This is a genomic window from Gemmobacter denitrificans (genome assembly GCF_036964905.1).
GTDB classification, from domain to species: domain Bacteria; phylum Pseudomonadota; class Alphaproteobacteria; order Rhodobacterales; family Rhodobacteraceae; genus Gemmobacter; species Gemmobacter denitrificans.
Window position 1 is genome coordinate 1 of sequence record NZ_JBALHR010000007.1, and the last position, 15,088, is coordinate 15,088.

Annotated in this window: 27 protein-coding genes; 26 read left to right on the plus strand and 1 reads right to left on the minus strand. The window is 60.9% G+C overall.

Annotation, left to right across the window (positions count from 1 at the left end):
* The first annotated feature begins 317 nt into the window (after positions 1-317).
* The 9 genes from rpsJ (at position 318) to rplP (ending at position 5,091) form a co-directional block, all read left to right on the plus strand.
* The gene (gene rpsJ, locus V6590_RS12120) at positions 318-623 is read left to right on the plus strand and encodes a 30S ribosomal protein S10 (protein WP_054301625.1); all 306 of its coding nucleotides are present in this window, start codon (positions 318-320) and stop codon (positions 621-623) included.
* A 15-nt stretch (positions 624-638) separates the two neighbouring features.
* The gene (gene rplC, locus V6590_RS12125) at positions 639-1,355 is read left to right on the plus strand and encodes a 50S ribosomal protein L3 (RefSeq protein ID WP_119133417.1); all 717 of its coding nucleotides are present in this window, start codon (positions 639-641) and stop codon (positions 1,353-1,355) included.
* A complete protein-coding gene (rplD, locus tag V6590_RS12130; RefSeq protein WP_335423398.1) occupies positions 1,352-1,972 on the plus strand; it encodes a 50S ribosomal protein L4 in 621 nt (206 codons plus the stop codon). Before rplC ends, rplD begins: the two co-directional genes overlap by 4 nt.
* Positions 1,969-2,268 carry a 50S ribosomal protein L23 gene (locus V6590_RS12135; RefSeq protein WP_335423400.1) on the plus strand — a complete coding sequence of 100 codons (300 nt, stop codon included), beginning with the start codon at positions 1,969-1,971 and terminating at the stop codon, positions 2,266-2,268. Before rplD ends, V6590_RS12135 begins: the two co-directional genes overlap by 4 nt.
* A 182-nt stretch (positions 2,269-2,450) precedes the next feature.
* Positions 2,451-3,290 (plus strand): 50S ribosomal protein L2, encoded by an 840-nt coding sequence (rplB, locus tag V6590_RS12140; protein ID WP_335423401.1) that lies wholly within the window; start codon positions 2,451-2,453, stop codon positions 3,288-3,290.
* A 3-nt stretch (positions 3,291-3,293) separates the two neighbouring features.
* Complete coding sequence (gene rpsS, locus V6590_RS12145) at positions 3,294-3,572, plus strand: 30S ribosomal protein S19 (RefSeq protein WP_335423403.1); 279 nt, start codon at positions 3,294-3,296, stop codon at positions 3,570-3,572.
* A 3-nt stretch (positions 3,573-3,575) separates the two neighbouring features.
* Positions 3,576-3,956: a 50S ribosomal protein L22 gene (gene rplV / locus V6590_RS12150; protein WP_335423406.1), complete on the plus strand. Its 381-nt coding sequence runs from the start codon at positions 3,576-3,578 to the stop codon at positions 3,954-3,956.
* On the plus strand, positions 3,956-4,666 hold the full coding sequence (rpsC, locus tag V6590_RS12155; protein WP_335423408.1) for a 30S ribosomal protein S3: 711 nt from the start codon (positions 3,956-3,958) through the stop codon (positions 4,664-4,666). Before rplV ends, rpsC begins: the two co-directional genes overlap by 1 nt.
* Positions 4,667-4,677: 11 nt before the next feature.
* Entirely contained in the window at positions 4,678-5,091 is a 414-nt protein-coding gene (gene rplP / locus V6590_RS12160; protein ID WP_335423411.1) for a 50S ribosomal protein L16, read from the plus strand.
* Between the two features lie 65 nt (positions 5,092-5,156).
* On the opposite strand, the gene V6590_RS12165 is transcribed toward rplP, so the two are convergent.
* Positions 5,157-5,609, minus strand: coding sequence for a hypothetical protein (locus V6590_RS12165; RefSeq protein ID WP_335423414.1), 453 nt, complete (start codon positions 5,607-5,609; stop codon positions 5,157-5,159).
* 256 nt (positions 5,610-5,865) lie between these two features.
* Between V6590_RS12165 and rpmC the strand changes: the two genes are divergently transcribed.
* From rpmC to V6590_RS12250, 17 genes are all read left to right on the plus strand, one after another.
* Positions 5,866-6,066, plus strand: a complete 201-nt coding sequence (gene rpmC, locus V6590_RS12170; protein WP_335423415.1) for a 50S ribosomal protein L29 — start codon at positions 5,866-5,868, stop codon at positions 6,064-6,066.
* A gap of 11 nt (positions 6,067-6,077) precedes the next feature.
* Positions 6,078-6,311, plus strand: a complete 234-nt coding sequence (gene rpsQ / locus V6590_RS12175; protein ID WP_137110191.1) for a 30S ribosomal protein S17 — start codon at positions 6,078-6,080, stop codon at positions 6,309-6,311.
* Positions 6,312-6,396: 85 nt separating this feature from the next.
* Positions 6,397-6,765 (plus strand): 50S ribosomal protein L14, encoded by a 369-nt coding sequence (rplN, locus tag V6590_RS12180; RefSeq protein WP_023666245.1) that lies wholly within the window; start codon positions 6,397-6,399, stop codon positions 6,763-6,765.
* A gap of 1 nt (position 6,766) precedes the next feature.
* Positions 6,767-7,072 (plus strand): 50S ribosomal protein L24, encoded by a 306-nt coding sequence (gene rplX, locus V6590_RS12185; RefSeq protein WP_335423434.1) that lies wholly within the window; start codon positions 6,767-6,769, stop codon positions 7,070-7,072.
* Complete coding sequence (gene rplE, locus V6590_RS12190; protein WP_335423436.1) at positions 7,072-7,632, plus strand: 50S ribosomal protein L5; 561 nt, start codon at positions 7,072-7,074, stop codon at positions 7,630-7,632. Before rplX ends, rplE begins: the two co-directional genes overlap by 1 nt.
* A gap of 19 nt (positions 7,633-7,651) precedes the next feature.
* Positions 7,652-7,957 (plus strand): 30S ribosomal protein S14, encoded by a 306-nt coding sequence (gene rpsN / locus V6590_RS12195; RefSeq protein ID WP_335423438.1) that lies wholly within the window; start codon positions 7,652-7,654, stop codon positions 7,955-7,957.
* A 12-nt stretch (positions 7,958-7,969) separates the two neighbouring features.
* Complete coding sequence (gene rpsH, locus V6590_RS12200) at positions 7,970-8,368, plus strand: 30S ribosomal protein S8 (RefSeq protein ID WP_335423440.1); 399 nt, start codon at positions 7,970-7,972, stop codon at positions 8,366-8,368.
* Positions 8,369-8,378: 10 nt separating this feature from the next.
* Positions 8,379-8,912, plus strand: coding sequence for a 50S ribosomal protein L6 (gene rplF, locus V6590_RS12205; protein WP_335423441.1), 534 nt, complete (start codon positions 8,379-8,381; stop codon positions 8,910-8,912).
* An 11-nt stretch (positions 8,913-8,923) separates the two neighbouring features.
* Positions 8,924-9,283 carry a 50S ribosomal protein L18 gene (rplR, locus tag V6590_RS12210; protein WP_335423443.1) on the plus strand — a complete coding sequence of 120 codons (360 nt, stop codon included), beginning with the start codon at positions 8,924-8,926 and terminating at the stop codon, positions 9,281-9,283.
* A 117-nt stretch (positions 9,284-9,400) separates the two neighbouring features.
* Positions 9,401-9,982, plus strand: a complete 582-nt coding sequence (gene rpsE / locus V6590_RS12215) for a 30S ribosomal protein S5 (RefSeq protein WP_335423445.1) — start codon at positions 9,401-9,403, stop codon at positions 9,980-9,982.
* Positions 9,983-9,984: 2 nt separating this feature from the next.
* Positions 9,985-10,176, plus strand: coding sequence for a 50S ribosomal protein L30 (gene rpmD, locus V6590_RS12220; RefSeq protein ID WP_335423447.1), 192 nt, complete (start codon positions 9,985-9,987; stop codon positions 10,174-10,176).
* A gap of 224 nt (positions 10,177-10,400) precedes the next feature.
* Entirely contained in the window at positions 10,401-10,877 is a 477-nt protein-coding gene (gene rplO / locus V6590_RS12225; RefSeq protein ID WP_335423449.1) for a 50S ribosomal protein L15, read from the plus strand.
* Positions 10,878-10,978: 101 nt separating this feature from the next.
* On the plus strand, positions 10,979-12,331 hold the full coding sequence (gene secY / locus V6590_RS12230) for a preprotein translocase subunit SecY (RefSeq protein ID WP_335423451.1): 1,353 nt from the start codon (positions 10,979-10,981) through the stop codon (positions 12,329-12,331).
* A gap of 21 nt (positions 12,332-12,352) precedes the next feature.
* Positions 12,353-12,937: an adenylate kinase gene (locus V6590_RS12235; protein WP_335423453.1), complete on the plus strand. Its 585-nt coding sequence runs from the start codon at positions 12,353-12,355 to the stop codon at positions 12,935-12,937.
* A gap of 201 nt (positions 12,938-13,138) precedes the next feature.
* Positions 13,139-13,507 (plus strand): 30S ribosomal protein S13, encoded by a 369-nt coding sequence (gene rpsM, locus V6590_RS12240; RefSeq protein WP_335423456.1) that lies wholly within the window; start codon positions 13,139-13,141, stop codon positions 13,505-13,507.
* Positions 13,508-13,522: 15 nt separating this feature from the next.
* Entirely contained in the window at positions 13,523-13,918 is a 396-nt protein-coding gene (rpsK, locus tag V6590_RS12245) for a 30S ribosomal protein S11 (protein ID WP_335423458.1), read from the plus strand.
* A gap of 115 nt (positions 13,919-14,033) precedes the next feature.
* Complete coding sequence (locus tag V6590_RS12250) at positions 14,034-15,050, plus strand: DNA-directed RNA polymerase subunit alpha (protein WP_335423459.1); 1,017 nt, start codon at positions 14,034-14,036, stop codon at positions 15,048-15,050.
* Positions 15,051-15,088: the final 38 nt, after the last annotated feature.

A 15,088-nucleotide genomic window follows, 5' to 3' on the forward strand; every position in this document is an offset into this window, starting at 1 on the left:
CGCAGGCGTCGTGTCGAAAATCATCGAGTGATGATGTTCTGGTGACCCTCGGGTCATCGGACAGAAAGGCCGCCCCTTCGGGCGGCCTTTTGCATTTCTGAGGGGCTTCGGCTGTCACGACGCGGTGGAAATTCACCATTCCCGCGATTCCACCCTTGCTTTGTTGGCGCGCCCGGTCTAAAGGCCCCAAGCGATGTAAACGGGTCGGTCCCTCGGGGCCGACTCGTTTCTTTCATCCCTATGCAAGAAACCTACGGAAGAGGGGTTTGGGGGCGGTGCGCCGGCCCGAAGCTTCCCGCCGAGCCCAAGGGGCACATATGTCACAGACCATCCGTATCAGGCTGAAAGCCTTCGATTACCGCGTTCTGGATGCCAGCACGCAGGAAATCGTGAACACGGCCAAGCGGACCGGCGCGCAAGTGCGCGGCCCGATCCCGCTGCCGAACAAGATCGAGAAATTCACGGTTCTCCGTGGTCCGCACATCGACAAGAAGTCGCGCGACCAGTGGGAAATCCGCACGCACAAGCGTCTTCTCGACATCGTTGATCCGACCCCCCAGACCGTGGACGCGCTGATGAAGCTCGACCTCGCCGCTGGCGTGGATGTCGAGATCAAAGTGTAAGGGGAGGCGAAACAGATGCGTTCTGGTGTTATCGCCAAGAAGCTGGGCATGACCCGGCTGTTCCTCGAAGACGGCAAGCAGGTTCCTGTAACCGTTCTTCAACTCGACGCCCTGCAGGTGGTTGCTCAGCGCACCGCCGACCGTGACGGATACACCGCCGTTCAACTGGGTGCCGGTTCCGCCAAGGCCAAGAACACGACCGCTGCACAGCGTGGTCACTTCGCGAAAGCGAATGTGGCCCCGAAGCGCAAAGTGGCCGAGTTCCGCGTGTCGGCTGACAACCTGATCGAAGTGGGCGCGGAAATCACCGCTGACCACTATCTGGCAGGTCAGTTCGTTGACATCGCTGGCACCTCGATCGGTAAAGGCTTTGCCGGTGCGATGAAGCGTCACAACTTCGGTGGTCTGCGCGCCTCGCACGGTGTGTCGATCTCGCACCGTTCGCACGGTTCGACCGGCCAGTGCCAGGACCCGGGCAAGGTGTTCAAGGGCAAGAAGATGGCTGGCCATCTGGGTGCCGTGCGTGTCACCACGCAGAACCTGCAAGTCGTGAAAACCGATGCCGACCGTGGCCTGATCCTGGTGAAGGGCGCAGTGCCCGGTTCCAAGGGTGGCTGGGTCACCATCAAGGATGCGGTCAAGAAAGCGGCTCCGGCCGGTCTGCCGCTGCCGGCTGCCATTCGTTCGGCTGCTCCGGCTGCTGAAGCCGCCGTCGAAGGGGGTGAAGCATGAAACTTGATGTGATCAAGCTGGACGGCGGCAAAGCCGGTTCCATCGACCTTGACGAAGCGCTGTTCGGCCTCGAGCCGCGCGCTGACATCCTGCACCGTGTGGTGCGCTGGCAGCGTGCGAAAGCACAGGCCGGCACGCACTCGGTTCTGGGCAAGTCGGACGTCTCCTACTCGACCAAGAAGATCTATCGCCAGAAAGGCACCGGTGGCGCACGTCACGGTTCCAAGAAGGCGCCGATCTTCCGTCACGGTGGCGTCTACAAGGGCCCGACCCCGCGGTCGCACGCCCATGATCTGCCGAAGAAGTTCCGGGCTCTGGGCCTGCGTCATGCGCTGTCGGCGAAAGCCAAGGCGGGTGAGCTGATCGTTCTGGAAGCGGCCACCATGACCGAAGCCAAGACCGCACAGCTGGCCAAGGTCGCGAAGGAACTGGGCTGGAAGCGCGTCCTGATCATCGACGGTGCCGAAGTGAATGAGAACTTCGCCAAGGCCGCCCGCAACATCGAGACCATCGATGTGCTGCCGTCGATGGGTGCCAACGTCTATGACATCCTGCGTCGTGACCAACTGGTCATCACCAAGGCCGGGATCGAAGCTCTGGAGGCCCGTCTGAAATGAACGCGAAGCCCGAACATTACGACCTGATCAAGAAGCCGATCATCACCGAGAAATCGACCCTTGCGGCCGAAACCTCGAATGCGGCGACCTTCCTCGTGTCGATGGACGCGACCAAGCCCCAGATCAAGGAAGCCGTCGAGGCGATCTTTGGTGTGAAGGTGAAGGCCGTGAACACCGTCATCGCGAAGGGCAAGGTCAAGCGTTTCCGTGGCCGGATCGGCGAGCGGAGCGACAAGAAGAAGGCCTATGTGATCCTCGAAGAGGGGAACACTATCGACGTGGCCACTGGCCTCTGATAGAAGCCAGCCGAATCGCGCGGCCCCGGGAAAACCGGGGCCGTGGGTTTTTTGCGGAATCACTGTTCTGAACAGGCCGCAATATCACCGGGGATCTTCGGAGCCCTTCAACCGCGCGACGACGACCCGACATCCGCAAGGGTAGGGGGGCGTTATGCGCAAGCTAACGGAAGACAGAAAGCATGGCACTCAAGTCGTATAAACCGACGACGCCTGGCCAGCGTGGGCTGGTTCTGATCGACCGTTCGGAGCTTTGGAAAGGCCGTCCGGTCAAAGCCCTCACCGAGGGTATGACCAAGACAGGTGGCCGGAACAATACCGGACGCGTCACGATGTGGCACAAGGGCGGTGGCGCAAAGCGCCTGTACCGCGTTGTGGACTTCAAACGCCGCAAATTCGACATGTCGGCAGTCGTCGAGCGGATCGAATACGATCCGAACCGGACCGCCTTCATCGCGCTGGTGAAATACGAGGATGGCGAACTGGCCTATATCCTCGCGCCGCAGCGCCTTGCCGTGGGTGACTCGGTCATCGCCGGCGCCAAGACCGACGTGAAGCCGGGCAACGCCATGCCGTTCTCGGGCATGCCGATCGGTACCATCGTCCACAACGTCGAACTGAAGCCCGGCAAGGGTGGCCAGCTGGCCCGCGCTGCAGGGACCTATGCCCAGTTCGTCGGTCGTGACGGTGGCTATGCCCAGATCCGCCTTTCCTCGGGCGAACTGCGCATGGTGCGTCAGGAATGCATGGCCACCGTGGGTGCCGTGTCGAACCCCGACAACTCGAACCAGAACTTCGGTAAAGCCGGTCGTATGCGCCACAAGGGCGTGCGTCCGACCGTTCGCGGCGTCGCGATGAACCCGATCGATCACCCGCATGGTGGTGGTGAGGGTCGTACCTCGGGTGGCCGTCACCCGGTTACCCCGTGGGGCAAAGGCACCAAGGGGAACAAGACCCGTTCGAACAAGCAGACCGACAAGTACATTGTCCGGTCGCGGCATGCCAAGAAGAAGGGGCGCTGATCCATGGCACGTTCTATCTGGAAAGGCCCCTTTGTCGACGCTTATCTGCTGAAGAAGGCAGACAAGGCGCGCGAGTCGGGCAAAAACGAAGTGATCAAGATCTGGTCGCGCCGTTCCACCATCCTGCCGCATTTCGTGGGGCTGACCTTCGCCGTCTACAACGGCAAGAAGCATATCCCGGTTGCGGTGACCGAAGAGATGATCGGTCAGAAGTTCGGGGAATATTCGCCGACGCGGACCTATTACGGCCACGCCGCCGACAAGAAAGCCAAGAGGAAGTAAGCCATGGGTAAGGAAAAGAATCCGCGCCGCGTGGCGGAAAACGAAGCAATGGCGAAAGCCCGCATGCTTCGCACCTCGCCGCAGAAACTGAACCTCGTCGCCGGTCTGATCCGCGGCAAGAAGGTGGACAAGGCGATTGCCGATCTGACCTTCTCGAAAAAGCGGATCGCTCAAGACGTTCTGAAGTGCCTGCAATCGGCCATCGCCAATGCGGAAAACAACCATGGGCTCGACGTTGACGAGCTGGTGGTTGCCGAAGCCTGGTGCGGCAAGAACCTGGTGATGAAGCGCGGGCGTCCGCGTGCGCGTGGCCGGTTCGGCAAGATCATGAAGCCGTTCTCGGAAATCACCATCAAGGTGCGTCAGAAAGGGGAGACTGCGTAATGGGTCAGAAGGTAAACCCCATCGGGATGCGCCTCCAGGTGAACCGCACCTGGGACAGCCGCTGGTTCGCCGATTCGAAAGATTACGGCAACCTGCTGCTGGAAGACCTGCGCATGCGTGAATTCATTCACGAAGAATGCAAGCAGGCCGGCGTCAGCCGCGTGATCATCGAGCGCCCCCACAAGAAGTGCCGTGTGACCATTCACACTGCCCGTCCGGGCGTGATCATCGGCAAGAAAGGTGCAGACATCGAAGGTCTGCGCAAGAAGCTGACCGTGTTCACCAAGTCGGAACTGCACCTCAACATCGTCGAAGTGCGCAAGCCCGAGCTTGACGCCCAGCTGGTGGCCGAGTCGATCGCCCAGCAGATGGAACGTCGCGTGTCCTTCCGTCGCGCCATGAAGCGCGGCGTGCAGAACGCGATGCGTCTGGGCGCCTTGGGTATCCGGGTCAACGTTTCGGGCCGTCTGGGCGGCGCGGAAATCGCCCGCACCGAATGGTATCGCGAAGGCCGTGTGCCGCTGCACACCCTGCGCGCCGACATCGACTATGCGCTGTCGGAAGCCAAGACCCCTTACGGGATCATCGGTGTGAAGGTCTGGATCTTCAAGGGCGAGATCCTTGAGCATGATCCGCAAGCGCATGACCGTCGCCTGTCCGAAGAGACTCCGTCTCCGCGGGCACCGCGTCGCGATCGCGAACGCGCCTAAGGGAGTAGAAAATGCTGCAACCGAAACGGACGAAGTTCCGCAAACAGCACAAGGGCCGGATCCACGGCGAAGCCAAGGGTGGTTCGACCCTGAACTTCGGGTCCTTCGCCCTGAAGGCAACCGAACCCGAGCGCGTCACTGCGCGGCAGATCGAAGCGGCCCGCCGCGCGATCACCCGCCACATGAAGCGCCAGGGCCGCGTCTGGATCCGGATTTTCCCGGATCTGCCGGTGACCGCGAAGCCGACCGAAGTCCGCATGGGCTCGGGCAAGGGTTCGGTGGATCGCTGGGTGGCCAAGGTGAAGCCGGGCCGCATCATGTTCGAGATCGACGGCGTGGGCGAGGAAATCGCCCGTGAAGCGCTGCGTCTTGGCGCGATGAAGCTGCCGGTCACCACCCGCGTTGTGGTTCGCGAAGACTGGTAAGTCTGAAAGGGGCAACCCTTTCAGACATCGGGGCCCCTGCCAGAGATGGCGGGGGCCCTTTGCTTTCATTCGATCGAATAATTGTAGGTGCCACAGAGGCCGGGGCTTTCAATGTTCTCCGGGGCAGCGCCCGAAAAGACGGCCATTTGCAGCAGGGCATCATCCAGTGGGGTGAAGACCAGATAGGTCGCCGGGTCGGCGCCGCACAGCGTATTGTCGTTGACCAATTTGCCGGGGTCCTGAGTGATGGCAAAGACACCACCCGGCCAGACTTCGTTGTCATTCAGATTCCAGCCAGAACTGCGATCTTCGACAAAGGTCAGCGCGATTTCGGTTCCGGTGCCGGTGGTCAGCACCTTTTCGGAATCGGTGCCGCGGATCGAAATATCGCCGGTGATGCTTTCGGCAGTGGTGCTATAGGCCGCGAAGCTGGCGTCTTTCTGCCAGGGCATTGTCCAGTCTTCGGCCTGCGCCATGGCGGCCATGGCCATCAGGGCGACAGTCAGCATAGGTTTCAAAGTCGATCTCCTCGGGGTTGACGAAATGGCGAAACCTTATGGTGAACGCTGCCACGCTTGCCATCGCGAAAGCGACACGGGTTCCGTGCGTCTGAGCAGGGGGAAAGTTCTGCTTGCATTTGCCCCCCCCAAGGCATAGACGGGCGCATCTGCGGCTCCGAGGTGACTCGGATTCGCCGGTTTGTCATTGATCCGCCAGGTCAACGGTCACCCTGAACATCGGGGCCGTCTGGCGATTGTCAAAAGGAAAAGGCGCATGACCGCCAAGGAACTGAAGGCCAAGTCGCCGGCCGAGCTGCGCGAGCAGCTGGTGGCACTGAAAAAGGAAGCGTTCAACCTGCGCTTCCAGCAAGCCACCGGCCAGCTTGAAAACACCGCACGCTTGCGCGCTGTCCGCAAGGAAGTTGCCCGCATCAAGACGGTTCTGAACCAGCACGCCGCTGAAGCCGCGAACTGAGGAGAGACAACATGCCCAAGCGTATCCTTCAGGGTGTCGTCACCTCGGACAAGAACGAGCAGACCATCACCGTTCTCGTCGAGCGTCGCTTCAAGCACCCGCTGCTGCAAAAGACCGTGCGGAAGTCGAAGAAATACCGCGCTCATGACGCGGAGAACAAGTTCAAGGTCGGCGATACCGTGCGCATTGAAGAATGTGCGCCGATCTCGAAAACCAAGCGCTGGACGGTGGTGGTCGAGGCCTGAGAAGGTCTCGATCCCATCGTTCAGATATCTGAACGAAACCCTGGGGCGGTGCTGATCAGCCGTTCCAAAGGTCGGGAGAAACCAAATGATCCAGATGCAGACCAATCTGGATGTTGCTGATAACTCTGGCGCTCGCCGGGTTCAGTGCATCAAGGTTCTGGGTGGTTCGCACCGCCGCTACGCATCCGTGGGCGACATCATCGTGGTGTCGGTCAAGGAGGCGATTCCGAAGGGTCGCGTGAAGAAGGGTGACGTCCGCAAGGCCGTTGTCGTTCGCACCGCCAAGGAAGTCCGTCGTGAAGATGGCACCTCGATCCGCTTCGACCGTAACGCCGCCGTCATCCTGAACAACCAGGGCGAACCGGTCGGCACCCGTATCTTCGGGCCGGTCGTGCGCGAGCTGCGTGCGAAGAACTTCATGAAGATCATCTCGCTGGCGCCGGAGGTGCTGTGATATGGCTGCGAAGCTGAAAAAAGGCGACAAGGTTGTCGTGCTGACCGGCAAGGACAAGGGCAAGCAGGGCGAAATCTCGTCCGTGAACCCGTCGGCCAACAAGGCGATTGTCGATGGCCTGAACATCGCCATCCGTCACACCAAGCAGTCGCAATCGTCGCAGGGGGGCCGGATCGCGAAGGCGATGCCGATCGATCTGTCGAACCTCGCGATCGTTGACAAGAACGGCAAACCGACCCGCGTTGGCTTCCGCATGGAAGGCGACAAGAAGGTTCGTTACGCCAAGACCACGGGGGACGTGATCTGATGCTTGACGCTGCACAATACACCCCGCGCCTCAAGGCGGAATTCAAGGCGAAGATTCGTGCCGCCCTGAAAGAAGAGTTCGGCTACAAGAACGACATGCAGATCCCGCGTCTGGACAAGATCGTGATCAACATGGGCGTTGGCGAAGCCGTGAAGGACACCAAGAAGGTCAAGGCTGCTGCAGAGCAGATGACGGCCATCGCGGGTCAGAAGGCGGTCATCACCATGGCCAAGAAGTCCATCGCGGGCTTCCGTGTCCGTGAGGAAATGCCGCTGGGCTGCAAGGTCACCCTGCGTGGCGACCGGATGTATGAATTCCTCGACCGTCTGATCAATATTGCTCTGCCGCGCGTCCGCGACTTCCGGGGCGTGAAGGGCAATTCCTTCGACGGACGCGGCAACTACGCCATGGGTCTGAAAGAGCAGATCGTGTTCCCCGAGATCGACTTCGACAAGATCGACGACGTTCTGGGCATGGACATCATCATCTGCACTACTGCCAAGACCGACAAAGAGGCGAAGTCGCTGCTGAAGCACTTCAACATGCCGTTCTCCAGCTGATCGCGCGAGGAAAGACATTATGGCCAAAAAATCCATGATCGAACGCGAGAAGAAGCGTCAGCATCTGGTGGACGTCTACGCCGCCAAGCGCGCTGCTCTCAAAGAGATCATTGCCAACCAGGACCTGCCGGTCGCCGAGCGCTTCGTTGCCTCGCAAAAGCTGGCACAACTGCCCCGCAACTCGTCCGCCACCCGGCTGCACAACCGCTGCCAGCTGACGGGCCGTCCCCATGCTTACTATCGTAAGCTGAAACTTTCGCGGATCATGCTGCGTGAACTGGCCTCGTTCGGTCAGATCCCGGGCATGGTCAAGTCGAGCTGGTAAGGAGGAACGACCATGTCAATGAACGATCCTCTCGGCGATATGCTGACCCGCATCCGCAATGCGCAGATGCGCGGCAAATCCACCGTGGCAACGCCTGCTTCCAAGCTGCGTGCCTGGGTTCTGGATGTGCTGGCTGACGAAGGCTATATCCGCGGCTACGAGCGCGCCTCGACCGACAACGGTCAGGGCGAACTGGTGATCTCGCTGAAATACTTCGAAGGCGAGCCCGTCATCCGTGAACTGAAGCGCGTGTCCAAGCCTGGCCGTCGCGTTTATATGGGCGTCAAGGAAATCCCGTCGGTCCGCAATGGCCTGGGTGTTTCCATCGTCTCCACGCCGAAAGGCGTCATGTCCGATGCAGCAGCCCGCGCCGCCAATGTTGGTGGCGAAGTGCTCTGCACCGTGTTCTGAGGAGGGGTAGATGTCTCGTATCGGCAAAAAACCCGTCGCCCTGCCCAAAGGCGTTTCCGCCGAGGTCAAGGGTCAGACCGTCGAAGTGAAGGGGCCGAAAGGCACCCGTTCCTTCACCGCCACCGACGATGTGACCATCGCGATGGAAGAAGGCAGCGTGAAGGTAACTCCGCGCGGCACTTCCAAGCGGGCACGTCAGCAGTGGGGCATGGTCCGCAGCCAGGTCGAAAACCTGGTCGTGGGCGTGACCACGGGCTTCAAGAAAGAGCTGGAAATCCAGGGCGTGGGTTACCGCGCCGCCATGGCCGGCAATGTTCTGAAGCTGTCGCTTGGCTATAGCCACGAAGTCAACTTCGAAGTCCCGGCCGGTGTGACGGTCGCGTCGCCGAAGCCGACGGAAATCGTTGTGGAAGGCATCGACCAGCAGCTTGTTGGTCAGGTGGCTGCGAACATCCGTGACTGGAAGCGCCCCGAGCCCTACAAGGGCAAGGGCATCCGGTACAAGGATGAGTTCGTCTTCCGCAAGGAAGGCAAGAAGAAGTAAGGATAGCGAAGATGGCGAACACCAAGAGAGAGCTGTTCCTCAAGCGCCGCCTGCGCGTCCGGAACAAGATCAAGGCGACTTCCGCCGGGCGCCTGCGCCTGTCGGTCCATCGCTCGAGCAAGAACATCAGCGTCCAGCTGATCGACGACGTGCGCGGCGTGACGCTGGCCTCGGCTTCGACGCTGGAAAAGGAACTGGGCTTCGTCGGCAAGAACAACGTGGAGGCGGCCGCCAAGGTCGGCGCCACGATTGCCGAACGCGCCAAGGCTGCCGGTGTCGAAGTCTGCTACTTCGACCGTGGCGGTTTCCTGTTCCACGGCAAGATCAAGGCGCTTGCCGATGCTGCCCGCGAAGGCGGCCTGAAGTTCTGATCCCTGCGGGGGGCGTTCGCGCCCCCCCGATGATCCGGGCAGCGACCCTGTGCCGTCTGCACCAGGATTGGTTCAAATCATGGCGCTTTGCGCGCCACCTTTTGTGAGGAATGCCTTATGGCAGAACGTGAAAACCGTCGGGATGACCGCGGCCAGCGTGGCGGCGACCGTCGCGACCGCGCCGAGGAAACCCCGGAATTCGCTGACCGTCTGGTCGCGATCAACCGTGTGTCGAAAACCGTCAAGGGTGGCAAGCGCTTCGGCTTTGCAGCCTTGGTTGTTGTCGGTGACCAGCGTGGTCGCGTCGGCTTCGGCAAGGGCAAGGCCAAGGAAGTGCCGGAGGCCATCCGCAAGGCCACCGAGCAGGCCAAGCGTCAGATGATCCGTGTGCCGCTGAAAGACAGCCGCACTCTGCACCACGACATGGAAGGCCGTCATGGCGCTGGCAAGGTCGTGATGCGTTCGGCCGTGGCCGGTACCGGGATCATCGCCGGTGGTCCGATGCGCGCCGTGTTCGAAATGCTGGGCGTTCAGGACGTCGTGGCAAAGTCGATCGGGTCGCAGAACCCCTACAACATGATCCGCGCCACCATCGATGGCCTGAAGCAGGAAGCCTCGCCCCGTTCGGTCGCGCAGCGTCGCGGCAAGAAGGTCGCCGACATCCTGAAGAAGCCCGAAGCTGAAGCAGTGGAGGCCTGATCATGTCGAAAAAGACCATCGTCGTTCAGCAGGTGGCTTCGGCCGCCCGCCGTCCCGCCATCCAGACCGCGACCCTGAAAGGTCTTGGCCTGAACAAGATGCACCGCACCCGTGAACTGGAAGATACCCCTTCGGTTCGCGGTATGGTCAACAAGATCTCGCATCTTGTGAAGATCATCGAAGAGCGCGGCTGAAACGTCTCTGCCTTCTGACATTTGCGCCCCGCGGACTGCGGGGCGCTTGTGTTTCTAGTCTATCGTTTTGGCTCGGGTCTTGGCCGAACACCCCCTGATGGCTTGCCAAGATGCAAGGCTTGGGATAACGACCCCCGGTGGCGGTTGACGCCACAAGAATCAAGAAACGCCGCGTGTGCCCCTCTGTCGCTTGTGGGGGCATTTCCGGCCAAAGGAGAAGCGACATGAAACTGAATGAACTGCACGACAATCCTGGCGCAGCCCGCAAGCAGAAGCGCGTGGCCCGTGGTCCGGGTTCGGGCAAGGGCAAGACTGCCGGCCGTGGTATCAAGGGCCAGAAGTCGCGTTCGGGTGTGGCCATTGGTGGCTATGAAGGCGGCCAGATGCCGCTGTATCGCCGCCTGCCGAAGCGGGGCTTCAACAAGCCCAACGCCAAGGAATACGCGGTCATCAACCTGGGCCTGATCGAGAAATTCGTGGCTGCAGGCAAGCTGGACGCCAATGCGATCACCGAAGATTCGCTGATCGCCGCCGGTGTCACCAAGTACAAGCGTGATGGCGTGCGCGTTCTGGCCAAGGGCGAAGTGAAGTCGAAGCTGACCATCACCGTGACCGGCGCTTCGGCGGCTGCGATCGACGCGGTGGCCAAGGCTGGCGGCTCGCTCACGGTGGCGGAAGCGGCGCAGGCTGCGGCGGAATAAAGGTTGTGAGCGGTCGAAAGACCGCTTACATCAAGTCAAGTTTTCCCGCGCCGCCGACCGGAAAACCCGGTTCGGCGGCGCTCTCATGAAAGAAACCGGGCATGGCATCTGCTGCAGAGCAAATGGCGGCGAACCTGAGCTGGGGCGCCCTTGGCAAGGCGACCGACCTTCGCCAACGCATCTTCTTCACCATCGGCCTTCTGATCGTTTACCGGATCGGCACATATATCCCCGTGCCGGGCATCGACGGTGCCTCGCTGCGCGAATTCATGGCGGATGTTTCGGCCGGTCTGGGCGGGATGCTGAACATGTTCACGGGCGGCGCAATCAGCCGCATGGGCATTTTCGCGCTTGGGATCATGCCCTATATCAGCGCCTCAATCATCGTTCAGCTGCTGTCGGCCATGTGGGCGCCGCTGGAACAGCTGAAGAAAGAAGGCGAACAGGGCCGCAAGAAGCTGAACCAGTACACCCGCTATGGCACGGTGGCGCTTGCGCTGTTCCAGGCCTGGGGGATCGCGGTCAGCCTTGAGGCCGGCAATCTGGCGCATGAGCCAGGCCTGTTCTTCAAGGCCGCCGTGGTCATCACGCTGGTGGGCGGCACAATGTTCCTGATGTGGCTGGGCGAACAGATCACCGCCCGCGGGATCGGCAACGGCACATCCCTCATCATCTTTGTCGGGATCGTGGCCGAGATTCCCGCCGCATTGGCGCAGTTCTTCAGCCAGGGCCGGTCGGGCGCGCTGTCGCCCGCCGTCATCATTGGCGTGATTGTGATGCTGGTGGCCGTGATTGCCTTCGTGGTGTTCATGGAACGCGCGCTGCGCAAGATCCATATCCAGTATCCGCGCCGTCAGGTCGGCATGAAGGTCTATGACGGTGGATCGTCGCATCTGCCGATCAAGGTGAACCCGGCCAACGTGATCCCGGCAATCTTTGCTTCGTCCTTGCTGCTGCTGCCGACGACTCTGGCTGCCTTTTCGGGGCAGGGGACAGGGCCGATCATGTCGTGGGTTCTGGCCTATTTCGGCCCCGGCCAGCCGCTCTATCTGCTGTTCTTCACCGGCATGATCGTGTTCTTCACCTATTTCTACACCTTCAACGTGTCGTTCAAGGTGGAGGACGTGGCTGAGAACCTGAAGAACCAGAACGGGTTCATTCCCGGTCTGCGCCCGGGAAAGAAGACCGAGGAGTATCTGGAATATGTGGTCAACCGTATCCTGGTGATCGGTGCCGCCTATCTGGCCTTTGTCTGCCTTCTGCCCGAAATCATCCGCGCCCAGCTGGCGATCCCGTTCTATCTGGGGGGGACCTCTGTACTGATCGTCGTGTCGGTGACGATGGACACGATCAACCAGATCCAGTCGCATCTGCTGGCACATCAGTATGAGGGCCTGATCGAGAAATCGCAGCTGCGCAAGAAGCGCAGCACCAGGGCCCCGACCCGTCGCTAAATCCCGGAGGAACGCTGCATCATGGTCAACATCATTCTCCTCGGCCCCCCAGGTGCCGGCAAAGGTACCCAGGCCAAACGGCTGGTGGATGAACGCAACATGGTGCAGCTCTCTACGGGCGACATGTTGCGCGAAGCCAAGACATCGGGCACCGAAATGGGCCGCAAAGTCGCCGAGGTGATGGACAAGGGCCAGCTTGTCACCGATGAAATCGTGATCGGGCTGATCGAGGAAAAGATGGCTGGTCCGGCAGGCGGGGGCTTCATCTTTGATGGCTTCCCGCGCACCCTTGCCCAGGCAGATGCCCTTGGCGCCCTGCTGGCGCGGACTGGGCAGACCCTTGATGCGGTGATTGAACTGGTGGTGGATGACGAGGCGCTTGTCGCGCGCATCGTGCGGCGCGCGGAAGATGCCGCTGCCGCTGGCCAACCGGTTCGTGCCGACGACAACCCCGAGGTTTTTGCGGGGCGTTTGCGCGAATACTACAAGAAGACCGCGCCGCTTCTGGGCTATTACTATGCCAAGGGCGAGTTGAAGCAGGTGGATGGCATGGCCCCCATGGCCGACGTCGGCGCTGCCATCGCGAAAGTTCTTGACAAGGCCTGAAAATGCCCTTGCTGCCCTTGACGGGTGGCCGAAAACACCCTAAGCCACGGCGTCCCGTATGGGAATCGTCCGTGGCCTTGTCTTTTCTGGCAATGCGATGGGCCAGAGTTCCGGGCGGCAGTTAATGCACTCACCATGCCGTGCCGGGGTTGTGAAAAAAGGTTCTGGCATTACGGAACCGCAACATGAAGGAAGACACGCGTGGCACGTATTGCTGGCGTCAACATCCCGACCGCGAAACGGGTTCCGATCGCGCTCCAGTATATCCATGGCATCGGCGCTCATTTCGCCGAGCAGATCTGTGAATCGCTCAATATCGATCGCGCTCGTCGCGTGAACCAGCTTTCGGATGCCGAAGTGCTGGCGATCCGCGAATATATCGACGCCAACTTCACCGTCGAAGGCGATTTGCGCCGCGAAGTGTCGATGAACATCAAGCGCCTGATGGATCTGGGCTGCTACCGTGGCCTGCGCCACCGTCGCAACCTGCCGGTCCGCGGTCAGCGCACCCATACCAACGCCCGCACCCGCAAGGGCCCGGCCAAGCCGATCGCCGGCAAGAAGAAGTAAGGGGAGCGCTGAGATATGGCACGCGACACCAAAAATGCGCGCATGAAGCGCAAGGAACGCAAGAACATCGCCGCTGGCGTTGTTCACGTGAATTCCTCGTTCAACAACACCAAGGTCCTGATCTCTGACGTTCAGGGCAATGCGATTTCCTGGTCGTCTTCGGGGACCATGGGCTTCAAGGGTTCGCGCAAATCGACCCCCTATGCCGCCCAGATGGCTGCCGAGGATGCTGCCCGCAAGGCGCAGGAACATGGCATGAAGACCGTCGAGGTCGAAGTTCAGGGTCCGGGTTCGGGCCGTGAATCGGCGCTGCGCGCTCTGGCCGCAGTTGGCCTGACCATCACCTCGATCCGCGACGTGACGCCGCTGGCCCATAACGGCTGCCGTCCGCCGAAGCGTCGCCGCGTCTGACGCAAGACATCCGACCGGGCCGCGCTGAAAGATGCGCGGCCCGTTCACGCATTTCTGAACCTCGGGCGTCTTCCGCTTAGGGACATGGGCAGAAGACAGGTATGGAGGCGAAAGCATGATCCACAAGAATTGGGCAGAACTTATCAAGCCGACCCAGTTGGTCGTCAAACCGGGCGCTGATCCGTCGCGTGTTGCGACCGTGATCGCCGAACCGCTGGAGCGCGGCTTCGGTCTGACGCTGGGCAACGCGCTGCGCCGCGTGCTGATGTCGTCGCTGCAGGGCGGGGCCATCACCTCGGTGCAGATCGACAATGTTCTGCATGAATTTTCCAGCGTTGCCGGTGTCCGCGAAGACGTCACCGACATCGTTCTGAACCTCAAGGGCGTCAGCCTGAAGATGGAAGTCGAAGGCCCCAAGCGCCTGTCGATTTCGGCCAAGGGTCCGGGCGTTGTGACCGCCGGTGACATTTCGGAATCCAACGGCATCGAGATCCTGAACAAGGATCACGTGATCTGCCATCTGGATGACGGCGCCGATGTGTTCATGGAACTCACGGTGAATACCGGCAAGGGCTATGTTTCGGCTGACAAGAACAAGCCGGAAGATGCGCCGATCGGTCTGATCGCGATCGACGCGATCTTCTCGCCGGTCAAGAAAGTCAGCTACGAAGTGCAGCCGACCCGTGAAGGCCAGGTGCTGGACTATGACAAGCTGACCCTGAAGATCGAAACCAACGGCGCGCTGACGCCCGAGGACGCGGTGGCTTATGCCGCGCGCATCCTGCAGGATCAGCTGGCTGTGTTCGTGAACTTCGACGAGCCGGAATCGGCTTCGAAGCAGGAAATGGATACGGGTCTCGAGTTCAATCCGCTGTTGCTGAAGAAAGTGGATGAGCTGGAACTTTCGGTCCGTTCGGCCAACTGCCTGAAGAATGACAACATCGTCTATATCGGCGATCTGATCCAGAAAACCGAAGCCGAGATGCTGCGCACCCCGAACTTCGGCCGCAAGTCCCTGAACGAGATCAAGGAAGTGCTGTCGGGCATGGGGCTGCATCTGGGCATGGATGTCGAGGATTGGCCGCCAGAGAATATCGAAGATCTGGCCAAGCGCTTCGAAGACCAGTTCTGATCTTGCGGGGGGCGGCGACGCCCCCCCCGAATGCCCGC